Source organism: Kitasatospora sp. NPDC005856, assembly GCF_040629945.1.
Lineage (GTDB): Bacteria > Actinomycetota > Actinomycetes > Streptomycetales > Streptomycetaceae > Kitasatospora.
This window is the reverse complement of the sequence record NZ_JBEXWT010000065.1, coordinates 1-12,655: the sequence shown is the minus strand read 5'-3', so window position 1 is coordinate 12,655 and position 12,655 is coordinate 1. Positions and strand designations below refer to the sequence as shown.

Sequence of the window (12,655 nt, the reverse complement as noted above, 5' to 3'; positions counted from 1 at the left end):
GTTCTAGAAGAAGCCGCAGGTCGGGGCGTCGGTGTGAGGGGCGGCGGCCTCGGTCCCGTCCACGCCGCCGCGGGTGTAGACCTCCAGCCGGATGCCGTCCGGGTCGGTGAAGAAGATGCCGCCGGAGGCCGAGCCCTCGCTGTGCGGGACGACGCCGTCGTAGGCGAACCCGGCGCCGAGCTCGCGCAGCAGCCGCTCGGTGGCGCGGACCTCCTCGAGGCTCTCGACCTCGAAGGAGAGGTGGTGCAGGCCCGGGCCGGTGGTGGCGAAGGTGCCCTCGCTCTGCTGCCAGAGCGTCACCACCAGGCGGCCGTCCCGGCCGAGCAGGGCGTAGCGGCGCTCGGGGTCGGTGCCTTCGGCGGTGACCTCCAGGCCGAAGACGGTGCGGTAGAAGTCGAGCGAGCGGGCCAGGTCGGTGACGTTCAGTCCCACGTGGCCGGTCTGCAGGGTGCGGAGCTGGGTGGTGGTGGACATGCCTGGTCACTCCCGGAGGGGTCGGCGTCCGACGAGGCTGCTGCCTAACCGGTACTCACGAGAGTAGAAGTTAGGTGATGCACCGTCAACCGGTTCAAGGCGTGGGAGGGGTTAGGTTTTTCCGGGGGCGGGAACGCGAGAGCCCCGCCGGGGCCTGATGGTCCCGACGGGGCTGGGCAGGGGAAGGGTCAGGCCCACTCCCAGCGGATGCCGATGTGGCCCGGCTGCTGGTCCGGGGCCAGGACGTGGGCGCTCGCCGAGGCGCCGATCCACAGCTGCTCGCGGCGGTGGTCGACGTCGGCGCCCGGCTCGCGGTCGTAGCGCTCGCAGTGCGCCGGGACGGCCGCCGGGTCGAAGTGCACCTGGAGCACGTACTCGCGCACCGGGGAGGCGAAGCGGCGGCTGTACTCCATGGTCGGGCCGCCGGGCGGGATCTCCACCTCGTACTCGAAGACCGTGCTGTCGCCGAGGCCGAGCGGGCGGTCCAGCATCAGCTCGCCGACGATCAGCCCGGCCTCGGGGCGGCGGCGCACCCGGCCCAGCCGGCCGTGCCGCACCGAGGTGATCTCGGGGCAGCCGGCCGCCTCCTCGTCGGCCATGTGCACCACCAGGCAGCGGCCGACGCCGCCGACCGTGGCGCGCACCACCTGGCGCATCCGCAGCAGGTTGCCGCGCCGCTCGGCGTCCACGTAGTAGGAGTCGTGGATGCTCAGCCGCTCCAGCTCGCCGGCCGGCGGGGCGTCCAGCTCGGCGAAGATGTTGGCGATCTCCTGCTCGCCCGGCCAGACGTCCTCCAGCCCGAGGTGGCTGGTGGTGGCCGCGGCGGCCCAGCGGCCGCGCGGGCGCGGCGGGCCGAGCAGCGAGGAGAGCGCGCTGTGCGGCAGGCCGAGCAGCTCCTCCAGCAGGTGGACGGCGCGCAGCGAGCTGGCCCGCTCGGGCTGGCTGCGGCCGCGCCGCCAGTAACTCAGGGTGGTGACGCTGACCCTGACCCCGCGGGCGGCGAGGGCGGCGCGGATGCGGTCCAGGCTGAGGCCGCTGGCCTCGATGGCCAGGTGCAGGGTGTCCGCGAAGCCGCCGACGGGGGCGAGCCGGCCGGGCGACGGGGCGGGGACGGTGGCGGGAGCCGGTCCGGGGCGCTCCGTGTGCGACCCGACCAGCCGCAGACGCGCGGCGTCCTGAGGCTGTTGTGCGGCCATGCGGTGACCCTCCCCACCAGGTGAGTTCGGTGGGACCGGGTCGGCGCCGGGGCGCGCCGCCAGCGGCTTCACCGAGCTTGGGGGAACCCTATGCACGGTCGAGAGGCTACGTCATCAGTCGTGCGTATGACAGTGGTCACGGCAGGTGAACCGAAGGGTTATCGATCTTGAAACAGTCCGGAAACACCGGTCGCGGTTCCGGGCCCGCCCACCGTGGTGGGCGGGCCCGTACGGACACCGCCGGGGCGGGCCCTGACGGCTCCGCCCCGGCGGGGGTTCGGTGGTGCGGCCGGCTGGTGATCAGTCCGGATGGTGATCAGCCGGGCCGGTGCCCGGCCGGGCCGGTGATCAGCCGACGTTCAGGGCGACGTCGTCGATCACGAAGCTGGTCTGCTGGGACGAGTCCTCGGTGCCGGTGAACTTGATGGTCACGGTCTGGCCGGCGAAGGAGGTCAGGTCCAGGGTGCGCTGCACGTACCCGGCGGCGGCGTTCACGTTGGAGTAGGTCGCCAGCGTGGTGCTGTTGGCCTGGACGGTCAGCTTGTCGTACGCGGTGGTGCCGGTCTCCGCGGTGTCGATGTGCAGCCAGAAGGTCAGCTTGGCGGAGGCGCAGCCGGCCGGGATCGAGACGGTCTGCGACACGGTGTCGGTGTGGGCCGAGCCGTAGCCGTTCATCCAGGCCTTCCAGCTGCCCGAGTGGGCCGCCTGGGAGGAGCTGTTGTCGACCACGCCGCTGGAGGCGGTCCACGGGGAGGCGGTGCCGGTCTCGAAGCCGCCGTTGGTGACGAGCTGGGCGGCGGTGCAGCCGCCGGACGGCGGGGTGGTGCCGCCGCCCAGCAGGGCGGTGGTCAGCGCGTCGGCGACCGGGGAGCCCCAGCCGGTGACCTGGTCGTAGCCGGCCTTCGCGGGGAAGTCCTGGTTGGAGCCGGTGGTCACGTCGTGGAAGGTGCTGCCGTAGCTGCCGCTGTTCGCGACCGCGTACAGCCGCGGGCTCGCCTCGCCGAGGACCGGCTGCCCGGCGGCCTTGGCCTTCTGGTTGAACTGGGCGGCGTAGCCCGACCAGAGCGGCGCGGCCGCGCTGGTGCCGCCGTAGACCTGCCAGCCGCCGGCCGTGTAGATCGCGAAGCCGCTGGCCGGGTCGGCGTTGGAGGAGACGTCCGGGACGGTGCGCATGGTGCCGCTGACGCCGGTGCCGGTCTGCCAGCTCGGCTTGGCGAAGACGGTGGAGACGCCGCCGCCGGCGGTGCTCCAGGCGCTCTCCGAGGAGTAGGTGTTGCTGCTGGAGACCTTGAGGTTGGTGCCGCCGACGCCGGTCTGGTGCGGGCTGGAGGCCGGGAAGTCGACCGCCTTGACGGTGGAGCCGCTGGTGGAGCGGGTGCAGTCGCGGGAGCCGTCGTCACCGGAGGCGGAGAAGATCGAGATGCCCTGGGCGGCGGCCTGCTTGAAGGCGTTGTCGACCGCGGTCATCGAGGCCGGGGTGGTGTCCGGCTCGCAGGAGCCCCAGGAGATCGAGATGACCGAGGCCTTGTTGTCGGCCACGATCTTGTTGGCCATGTCGATCTCGCCCTGGTCGCTGTTGGGGGCCTCGTAGATCAGTTGGGTGGCCTTGGGCGCCGCGCCGCGCACGATCTCGCTGTCCAGCTCGACCTCGCCCTGGCCCTCGCCGGGCTTCGAGTCGTAGTTGGCGCCGTCCACCGAGACGGTGGAGACGGCCGGGCCGGTCAGGCCGTACTGCGAGTCGTAGGTGGTCAGGTTGGTCTTGCTGTAGCCGTCGAACTCCCAGAGGGCGACGGTGACGCCGGTGCCGTCCGCGCCGGTCCTGTTCAGGTTGTAGGCGCCGGTGTACTGGGCCGGGGAGGTGCCGCTCGGGGTCGCGGTGGCGGCGTTCGGGCTGAGCGAGCCCGGCTTGACCAGGTGGGTCTTGCGGACCGGGTGGTCGTCCAGGCCGCTGACGCCCTGGACCACGGCGGCCAGGTCGGACGGGATCGAGGCGGCGGCGTCGTTGGCGAAGAACGAGCGCTGCATCTGCGGGTCGACGTACGCGCTCTCGTGGGTGCCGAAGGCCTGCGAGATCTGCGCGGCGGTGCCGTGGGCGCTGACGCTCTGGCGGTTGGCGCTCACCTCGGTGACGGTCAGGCCCTGCTGGGTCAGGTACGTCCTGACCTGGTCCACGGCGGCCTGGGTCGGGCCGAACCGCGCGGTGAACTGCTCCGGCGTCAGGTACGTGCCGAACTCCGGGGTGCCCGGGGTGGCGACGGCGGCGAGGAAGCGGTCCAGCGCGTCGGAGTCACGCAGCTTCAGGCTGACGGACACCGCGATCTGCTGCTCGGCCGGGACGTCACCCTTCTTCTCCGAGTGGGCCACCGCGGGGTTCACGGTGTTCGGCAGGGCGACGCGCGGCGTGGCGTTGGGCGTGGCGGCCTGCGCGGTGGAGACACCGAGCGAGACGGCGGTCAGCGGCAGCACGGCTATCGCCGCGGCGAGGGCAAGGGAGCGGGGACGCAACGGATCCTCCTCTGGCCGGCTGTGGGGGCCGGCAAGGGGCCAGGCGTTCAGGGGGTCGAGAACGCTGGCTCGAACATGACAGAACTCGTGTGCGAAGTGGCTCATGGCCTGGCAATTCGTTGCTAAAAAACAGTCAAGTGTGGAGAGTGGGAAACCCGGTGGTTCCATACGGTGAATGGCCGCGGTTCCGGCACCGGTCCAGACCGGTTCGGGCTGAGGGGGCGGCCGTAGAATCGGGCCGAGCAGAGGGAGGGCGATGACTGACGTGCAGCCGGATCCGAGGGACCCGCGACCGCTGATCGGCGAGCCGCTCGCGCTCGACCTGCTCAACACCCGCTGGGCCGGAACGCCCGTCAACGACCTGCTCGCCGAACCGGACGGCTACGGGATATGGCTGTCGTCGGCCGGCCTCGCGGACCGCTGCCGGGCCTCGGAGCCGGGGCTGTCCGCCCTGCGGGAGACCCGTGAGGTGATCGCCGGAGCCGTCCGGGAACTGTGCGGGCAGGGCGAGTTGGGCGCCGAGGCGGTGGCCCGGCTGAACGGTGTGCTGCGGCACGGGCGGCTGCGCCGCGAGCTCGGCCGGCAGGGGCCGACCGAGCACGTCGAGGTGGACCGGCCCGAGTGGCTCGCCTCCTGGCTGGCGGCGGACGACTTCCTGGACCTGCTGGAGCGGGGGGCCCAGCGGATCAAGCAGTGCGCGCACGAGGCGTGCATCCTGTACTTCTTCGACACCTCGCAGAACGGCCGCCGGCGCTGGTGCCGGATGGCGGTGTGCGGGAACCGGGCGAAGGCGGCGCGGCACTATGTGAAGGCCCGGGGCTGAGCCCCGGGCCGACCGGCGGTGGGAGGGGCCGCTGCGCGGGCTGGGCGGTGACGGAGCGGCGGGCCGGGGTGTGCGGGCGGGCGCGCGGTGGGTCGGGCGCCCGCCCGGTGGGGTGTCAGGCCGGGGTGCCGAGCCAGTCGGCGAGGGCGGCGCGGAGCTCTCCCTGGCCGGGGTCGACGGCCGCCCAGGCGACGTAGCCGTCCGGACGGATCAGCAGGACGGTGTCGCGCAGCTTGCCGTGCGGGTCGGCGGGGGCGGCGGAGACCATGCGGTCGGCCCAGGGCTCGGCGGCGGCCAGCTCGTCATTGCTGACCAGGACGAACTTCCCGGCGCGCAGCGCCTCGTAGAGCCGCTCGGGAGCGGCCGGGGCGCCCTCGACGGGCTTGCTCAGGGCGGTCAGCCGCAGGTCCGGGACGCGCTTGCCGGTCTGCGGGTGGGCGTCCTTGGGAGCGGGGTAGGAGATGCCGATGCCGGAGACCAGCCTGGCGCCGCGCTCGGTGACCGGGTCGAGGTGGCTGCCCAGCGCGGTGAGCGCCCCGCGCAGGGCGCGGGTGGGGGCGGACTCGGCGAGCGCCAGCCGGATCAGCGCGCCGGAGGTGCGCAGGACCGTCTTCCCGACCGGGTGCCGCTCGGTCTGGTAGGTGTCCAGCAGGGCGTCGGTGGCGTGGCCCCGGAGCGCGGCGGCGAGCTTCCAGGACAGGTTGGCGGCGTCCTGGAGGCCGGTGTTCATGCCCTGGCCGCCGGCCGGGGAGTGGCAGTGCGCGGCGTCGCCGGCCAGGAAGACCCGGCCGGAGCGGTAGTTGGGGGCCTGGCGCTCGTCGCTGTGGAAGGTGGAGCTCCAGCGCACCTCGTGCAGGCCGTAGTCCTCGCCGAGGATGGCCCGGGTGAGGGCGGTGAGCTGCTCGGTGGTGGGGGTGGTGCCGTCGGGGTACCGCTCCTCGCGATCCCAGGCGATGATCCGGAACCAGCCGTCGCCGAACGGGGCGATGAAGGCGAAGCCGGCCTGGTTGGCGCCGACGGTGATCGCCTGGGCGGGCTCGCGGTCGAGCCGGACGTCGGCCAGCACCACCGAGTCGACCACCGACTCCCCGGGGAACGGGATGCCCAGCAGGTCGCGGACGGTGGAGTGGGCGCCGTCGGTGGCGACGGCGTACGCGGCGCGGTGGCTCCGCCCGTCCCGGGTCTCCAGCGTGACGCCCTCGGCGTCCTGCCGCAGCCCGGTGACCTCGGCGCCGCGCAGCACGGTCGCACCGGCCTGCTCCGCGCGCTCCAGCAGCAGCCGCTCGACGTTGTACTGCGGGGTGATCAGGACGAACGGGAAGCGGGTGGGCAGCGAGGCGAGGTCGACGCCGAAGCGGTCGAACATCCTCAGCTCGGAGAGCGGACGGCCGGTGGCGATCAGCTCCTCGGCCAGGCCCCGGGCGTCCAGCAGTTCCAGGCTGCGGGCGTGCACGGCGAAGGCCCGGGTGAGGTTGGACTCGGCGGCCCGCTTCTCCAGCACGGTGACGCCGACTCCGGCGGCGGCGAGGTCGCCTGCCAGCAGCAGTCCGGTCGGTCCGGCACCGACGATCAGGACGTCGGTTTCGGTCGTCGGCTTCACGGCCATGGATGCAGCTCCCGTTCCTCGGAGGGCGGTCGGACGCCGTTCCCGGCGTTCTCCCAGCCTCCATCATCGCGGGCGCCGTCGGGGCTGTGAACCGCCGGGCCCCGGCGGTGGGTGACCGCCGGGGCCTCGGGCCCGTCTCCGGGCGGGGATCGGACGGCTCAGGCGTGCCGGCGGATCTCCACGGTGCGGAACCGGTTGGCGACGAAAGCGCCGTCGCAGTAGGCGGAGTTGGCGGCCGGGTTGGCGCCGGTGCCGTGGAGGTCGGAGAAGGCGGCGGTCTGGTTGGGGTAGACCCCGCCGGTGAGGTTGAGCGAGAGCGAGACGCCGGAGTCCAGCGCGGCCTCGACCAGCAGTGCCTCCACCTCGGGCGAGGTGGTGTAGCCGGAGGCGGTCATGGCGCCCTTCTCGCGGACCGTGGTGCGCAGCAACTCGACCGCGGCGGCGCTGGACTCGACGGCGACGGCGAAGGAGACCGGGCCGAAGCACTCGCTGCGGAAGACGGCGCGGTCGTCCGGCTTGTCGGCGTCGAGCTTGACCAGTGCGGGGGTTCGGACGGTCGCGCCGGGGAAGTCCGGCGAGGTCACCGTGCGCGGGGCGAGGGCGAGTTCGCCGTACTCGCCGCCGGCCGCGGCGGCCGAGCGCTGCAGCACTCCGGGGTTGACCACGGCGCCGAGGATCGCCGCGGCGCGGGTGTCGTCGGACAGCAGGCCCTCGATGGCGCCGGCCAGGTCGGTGACCACCTGGTCGTAGGACTTGTCGCCCTGGTCGGTGGTGATGCCGCCGCGCGGGATCAGCACGTTCTGCGGGGTGGTGCACATCTGGCCGCTGTAGAGCGAGAGCGCGAAGGCGAGGTTGCCCAGCATGCCCTTGTAGTCGTCGGTGGAGTCGATCACCACCGCGTTGACGCCGGCCTTCTCGGTGTACACCTGCGCCTGCTTGGCGTGCTCCTCCAGCCAGTCGCCGAAGGCGGTGGAGCCGGTGTAGTCGATCAGCTTGATCTCCGGGCGGACGGCGAGCGCCTGGGCGACGGTGCCGCCCTCGTGCTCGGCGGCCAGGCAGACCAGGTTGGGGTCGAAGCCGGCCTCGGCGAGCACCTCGCGGGCGATCCGCACGGTCAGCGCCAGCGGCAGCACGGCCCGCGGGTGCGGCTTGACCAGCACCGGGTTGCCGGTGGCCAGCGAGGCGAACAGGCCCGGGTAGCCGTTCCAGGTGGGGAAGGTGTTGCAGCCGATCAGCAGCGCGAGGCCGCGCGGGACGACGGTGAACTCCTTGGTCATCACCAGCGGGTCGCGCTTGCCCTGCGGCTTGGTCCAGCCGGCCTGCCGCGGCAGCCGGGTCTGCTCGGCGTAGGCGTAGGCGACGGCCTCCAGGCCGCGGTCCTGGGCGTGCGGGCCGCCGGCCTGGAAGGCCATGCCGTAGGCCTGGCCGGTGGTGTGCATGACGGCCTGGGCGAACTCGTGGGAGCGGGCGTTGATCCGGTGCAGGATCTCCAGGCAGACGGCGGCGCGCTCCAGCGGGGTGGCGGCGGCCCAGCCGGGGCGGGCGGCGGTGAGCGCGGCGATCAGCGCGTCCGGGGCGGCGTGCGGGTAGGTGATGCCCAGCTCGACGCCGTACGGGGAGGCCTCGCCGCCGACCTGGTCGCCGTCGGTGGGGTGGCCGTCGAGGGTGAAGGGCTTGCCGAGCAGGGCGTCGAAGGCGGCCTTGCCGTCCGCCGGGCCGCTCTCGCCGTACGCCTTCGGGAACTCGGGGTAGGGCGACCAGTAGTCGCGCTCGGCGGCGGCGGCGAGCGCGGCGTCCAGGGTGGCCTGGTGGCGCTCGACCAGCTCGCTGACGAGGGGGTGGGTGACCGCTGCGGACATCTGTGCGCTCCTCGGAGGGCCTCGAAAAGCAGGACGGGACACGTCACAGAGTAACCGAACGATCGGTCGGCTCAAGGGGGTGCAGTGGGGGAATCCGGGGAAAAGCACGGGGGGCGCGTCCGTCGTGGACGCGCCCCCCGGTGGCATCGGGTGGTTCCGGTCTACGGCACGCCGAGCTCGAAGATGAGGTACCCGGCGTACCAGCCGGAGGCGACGGCTCCGGTGCCCAGGACGGTGGCCAGCACCGGCAGGCTCAGCTTGCGCATCGCCACCGCCAGCGCGATGAACAGCGGGAACACGGGCATCAGGTAGCGCGAGACGTTGCCGAAGATGCCGAGGCTGCCGAGCACCGAGACGATCGTGGCCAGGGTGTAGGCGGTCAGCACCAGCGGCGGGCGCAGCCGGAACAGCAGCACGATCAGCACCGGCAGGCTGAACACGATCAGGGTGGCGAGGAGGTCCGGTGCCGGGAAGCCGTACGGGTAGTCGCTGCGGCCCAGCATCACCCCGCGGATCGCGTGCCAGGTGCCCTGGCCCCAGTCGAAGTAGTGCATCCAGGCGTCGCGCTGGATCCGGAAGTAGCCGCCCCACTCGCCGGTCCGCCAGCCCACCCAGCCGACGTAGCCGAGCAGGCCGACCGGGGCCAGCACCATCGCGGTCAGCGGGCGCAGGACGCCGCTCTCCCGGCGGTACAGCTCGACGATCGCGGCCAGGCCGACGGCGCCGATCAGGGCCGCGGCGGTGGGCCGGTTGAGCCCGGCGACCAGGGCGATCGCCCCGGCCGCGATCCACTGCTTGGTCATCACGCAGTAGCAGGCCCAGGCGGCCAGCGCGACGAACAGCGAGTCCGAGTAGACGGCCCACTCGGCGCCCGAACCCGGGACGATCGCCCACAGGCCGGCCGCGATCACGCCCGAGCGCGCGTCGCCGGTGAGCTTCTCCACCACGGCGTAGATGCCGGCCGCGGCGAACAGCGAGGACACCACGGAGACCAGCATCCCGGCGCCGTACAGGCCGAGGCCGGTCACCTCCGAGACCATCCGCATCAGGCCCGGGTAGAGCGGGAAGAAGGCGGCCGAGTTCTGCTCGATGGTGTAGCCGAGCGTGCCGTTGGGGATCGGGACGAGCGCCGGGTGGTAGCCGAACTGCGCCACCTGCTGGTACCACCAGCCGTCCCAGGTGGCCAGCACGTCCCAGGGGTTGGCGCCGCCGCCGAAGCGGGCCGGCTTCTTGGCGTAGTCCCCGGCGAACGAGAGCAGCTTCATGAAGACGGTGAAACCGACCAGCTTCAGCACCGCGTAGCACCACACGGCCGGTCCGAAGCGGATCACCAGGGCGCGGCCGCGCTCCTGCCAGCTGCGTGCGGTGTCCGCCGGCTCCCCGCTGCGCTGTTCTGGCATGTCGGAGGCGACTGCCGGTATTGCGTTCATCAGCCGTGGACCCCAGTGCTCTGGACGTGGACGGATCGTCCGGAGAGTCTAGGGCCTGCCCCTGCCGGTTGGTGTGGACCAGTCGGACCCGATCGCGTAACGCGGGAGGCGGCCGGGGATACTCGGAGGATGGCCGATCACACCACGCGCACCGCCTACACCGTGGAGTCACTGCTCGCGGTGACCGTCGACGTGTTCAACGAGCGCGGCTACGACGGCACCTCCATGGAGGACCTGTCCCGGGCGGCCGGGATCTCCAAGTCCTCCATCTACCACCACGTGCGCGGCAAGGAGGAGCTGCTGCGACTGGCGGTCGGGCGGGCGCTGGACGGGCTGTTCGCGATCCTGGCCGAGCCGGCCGCGGTCGAGGGCCCGGCGGTGGAGCGGCTGGAGCACGTGGTGCGGCGCACCGCCGAGGTGCTGCTGGACGAGCTGCCGTACGTGACGCTGCTGCTGCGGGTGCGGGGCAACACGGCCACCGAGCTGTGGGCGCTGGAGCGCCGGCGGGACTTCGACCACCAGGTGGCCGAGCTGCTGCGGGCGGCGGTCGCGGACGGCGCGCTGCGCGCGGACGTGGAGCCGCGGCTGGCCACCCGGCTGCTGTTCGGGATGATCAACTCGATCGTGGAGTGGTACCGGCCGGGGCTCAAGGCCGCGGACGGGGTCGCGGACGCGGTGGTCCACCTGGCCTTCGACGGGCTGCGGGCGCGCTGAGCGGCCGGCCCGCGCTGACCGACCGGCCTGTGGCTACCGACCGGCCGGCTCTGCCCGACTGACCGACCGGCCTGTGCTGACCGTCCTGTGCTGACCGTCTGTGCTGACCGGCCGACCGGCTGGTCAGAGCGGCGGCACCTGGTCGGTCTCCTCGAAGACCAGCATGGTGCGGGTGCCGAGCACCTGGGGGATGGACTGGATGCTGCCCAGCACCAGCTCCCGCAGGGCCTGGTTGTCGGCGGTGTGCACCAGCAGCAGGACGTCGAAGTCCCCGCCGACCAGCGCGATGTGCGCCACTCCGGGCAGCTCCAGCAGCTGCTCGCGCACCGTCCGCCAGGAGTTCTGGACGATCTTCAGGGTGACGTACGCGGACGCGGCCTGACCGGCCCGTTCGTGGTCCACCCTGGCGGTGAAGCCGCGAATGACGCCGTCCTCGACCATCCTGGAGATCCGGGCGTACGCGTTGGCCCGGGACACGTGCACCCGCTCGGCCACCGAGCGGATGGAGGCGCGACCGTCCTGCTGCAGCAGTCGCAGGATCGCCCGGTCGACCCGGTCGAGTCTGGACATCTGTTCAGCCGACATGACCCCCCACCCCCACCGATTGGACGCACTGCCACCAGTCGACCGCCGAACAGGCCGAATGTCCACCACCTTGTCACGCTTCTGGTCAAGATGAACAGACGACCGAACAATCGGTAGGGAGCCCCCGCCACCCCTGGAGGTGCCCCGAGATGACCGTTCTCGACCACAGACACCACACGAGCGTGCCCGGTTGGCTGCCCGGGGCCACCGCCCCCCGCACCGACCCGGCGCCGCTCCTCCCGGACCCGTCCCCCGTCCGGGCGCTCGGCACTCCGGCGCTGGAGAAGCACGATCCGGCCCTGCTGCGCGAGCTCTACCGCCGCCTGGTGGTGGGCCGGCGCTACAACCAGCAGGCCACCACCCTGACCAAACAGGGCCGGCTCGCCGTCTACCCGGCGTCCACCGGCCAGGAGGCCTGCCAGGTCGCCGCCGCGCTGGCGCTCGGCGAGCAGGACTGGCTCTTCCCCAGCTACCGCGACACCCTTGCGGTGGTCTCCCGCGGGGTCGACCCGCTGGAGGCGCTGACCCTGCTGCGCGGCAGCGCCCACACCGGCTACGACCCGCGGGCGACGCGTACCGCCCCGCTCTGCACCCCGCTCGCCACCCAGGCCCCGCACGCCGTCGGACTGGCGCACGCCGCCCGGCTGCGCGGCGAGCCGGTGGTCGCCCTGGCGATGCTCGGCGACGGCGGCACCAGCGAGGGCGACTTCCACGAGGCGTTGAACTTCGCGGCCGTGCTGGGCGCCCCCGTGGTCTTCCTGGTGCAGAACAACGGCTACGCGATCTCCGTCCCGCTCAGCGCCCAGTCCGCCGCGCCGAGCCTGGCCCACAAGGCCGTCGGCTACGGCATGGCGGGCCGGCTGGTGGACGGCAACGACGCGCCCGCCGTGCACGCGGTGCTGACCGAGGCGGTCGAGCGGGCCCGGGCCGGCGGCGGCCCGACGCTGGTCGAGGCGCTGACCTACCGGATCGACGCCCACACCAACGCCGACGACGCCACCCGCTACCGCACCGAGCCCGAGGTCGCCGCCTGGCGCGAGCACGACCCGATCCTGCTGATGGAGCGCGCGCTGCGCGGGCTCGGGGTGCTGGACGACCGGCTGGAGCGGGAGGCGGCCGACGAGGCGGAGGCGCTGGCGGCCCGGATGCGGGCCCAGTTCCACGCCGACCCCGAGCTCGACCCGATGGCCCTGTTCGCCCACGTCTACGCCGAGCCGACCCCCCAACTGCGGGAGCAGGCCGCCCAGTTGTCCGCCGAGCTGGCCGCCGAGGCCGAGGTGCAGCACTGATGTCCCACCCGTCACCCACCCCCACCCTTGGCGGAGCCGCTGCGCGGCACACCTCCAGCACTCCGGTGCGCACCGCCAGCATGGCGCAGGCGCTCAACTCCGCGCTGCGGGACGCGATGCGCGAGGACCCGACGGTGCACGTGCTCGGCGAGGACGTCGGCGCGCTCGGCGGTG

10 protein-coding genes are annotated in these 12,655 nt (G+C 73.1%); 3 read left to right on the top strand and 7 right to left on the bottom strand.

The window, feature by feature from the left end; translation table 11 throughout:
* Window positions 1–3 precede the first annotated feature (3 nt).
* The 3 genes from ABZ449_RS30250 to ABZ449_RS30240 form a co-directional block, all read right to left on the bottom strand.
* The gene (locus ABZ449_RS30250) at window positions 4–474 is read right to left on the bottom strand and encodes a VOC family protein (RefSeq protein ID WP_360352546.1); all 471 of its coding nucleotides are present in this window, start codon (window positions 472–474) and stop codon (window positions 4–6) included.
* Window positions 475–662: 188 nt separating this feature from the next.
* Window positions 663–1,670, bottom strand: a complete 1,008-nt coding sequence (locus ABZ449_RS30245; RefSeq protein ID WP_360352544.1) for an XRE family transcriptional regulator — start codon at window positions 1,668–1,670, stop codon at window positions 663–665.
* Window positions 1,671–2,018: 348 nt separating this feature from the next.
* Window positions 2,019–4,175, bottom strand: a complete 2,157-nt coding sequence (locus ABZ449_RS30240; RefSeq protein WP_360352542.1) for a protease pro-enzyme activation domain-containing protein — start codon at window positions 4,173–4,175, stop codon at window positions 2,019–2,021.
* A 256-nt stretch (window positions 4,176–4,431) separates the two neighbouring features.
* Between ABZ449_RS30240 and ABZ449_RS30235 the strand changes: the two genes are divergently transcribed.
* Complete coding sequence (locus ABZ449_RS30235; protein WP_360352540.1) at window positions 4,432–4,998, top strand: CGNR zinc finger domain-containing protein; 567 nt, start codon at window positions 4,432–4,434, stop codon at window positions 4,996–4,998.
* Window positions 4,999–5,113: 115 nt separating this feature from the next.
* Here ABZ449_RS30235 and ABZ449_RS30230 read toward each other — a convergent pair whose 3' ends face one another.
* From ABZ449_RS30230 to ABZ449_RS30220, 3 genes are all read right to left on the bottom strand, one after another.
* Window positions 5,114–6,604, bottom strand: a complete 1,491-nt coding sequence (locus tag ABZ449_RS30230) for an FAD-dependent oxidoreductase (protein ID WP_360352538.1) — start codon at window positions 6,602–6,604, stop codon at window positions 5,114–5,116.
* A 158-nt stretch (window positions 6,605–6,762) separates the two neighbouring features.
* Window positions 6,763–8,463 carry a phenylacetic acid degradation protein PaaN gene (gene paaN, locus ABZ449_RS30225; RefSeq protein WP_360352536.1) on the bottom strand — a complete coding sequence of 567 codons (1,701 nt, stop codon included), beginning with the start codon at window positions 8,461–8,463 and terminating at the stop codon, window positions 6,763–6,765.
* Window positions 8,464–8,624: 161 nt separating this feature from the next.
* The gene (locus tag ABZ449_RS30220) at window positions 8,625–9,863 is read right to left on the bottom strand and encodes a glycosyltransferase family 39 protein (RefSeq protein WP_360352534.1); all 1,239 of its coding nucleotides are present in this window, start codon (window positions 9,861–9,863) and stop codon (window positions 8,625–8,627) included.
* Between the two features lie 159 nt (window positions 9,864–10,022).
* On the opposite strand from ABZ449_RS30220, the gene ABZ449_RS30215 reads away from it, so the two are divergent.
* Window positions 10,023–10,607 carry a TetR/AcrR family transcriptional regulator gene (locus ABZ449_RS30215; RefSeq protein WP_360352532.1) on the top strand — a complete coding sequence of 195 codons (585 nt, stop codon included), beginning with the start codon at window positions 10,023–10,025 and terminating at the stop codon, window positions 10,605–10,607.
* 123 nt (window positions 10,608–10,730) lie between these two features.
* Here the strand turns inward: ABZ449_RS30215 and ABZ449_RS30210 are convergent, their stop codons facing one another.
* Window positions 10,731–11,177 carry an Lrp/AsnC family transcriptional regulator gene (locus tag ABZ449_RS30210; protein ID WP_360352530.1) on the bottom strand — a complete coding sequence of 149 codons (447 nt, stop codon included), beginning with the start codon at window positions 11,175–11,177 and terminating at the stop codon, window positions 10,731–10,733.
* A gap of 164 nt (window positions 11,178–11,341) precedes the next feature.
* Here ABZ449_RS30210 and pdhA point away from each other — a divergent pair, with 164 nt between their 5' ends.
* A complete protein-coding gene (gene pdhA / locus ABZ449_RS30205; RefSeq protein ID WP_360352528.1) occupies window positions 11,342–12,481 on the top strand; it encodes a pyruvate dehydrogenase (acetyl-transferring) E1 component subunit alpha in 1,140 nt (379 codons plus the stop codon).
* Window positions 12,482–12,655 lie beyond the last annotated feature (174 nt).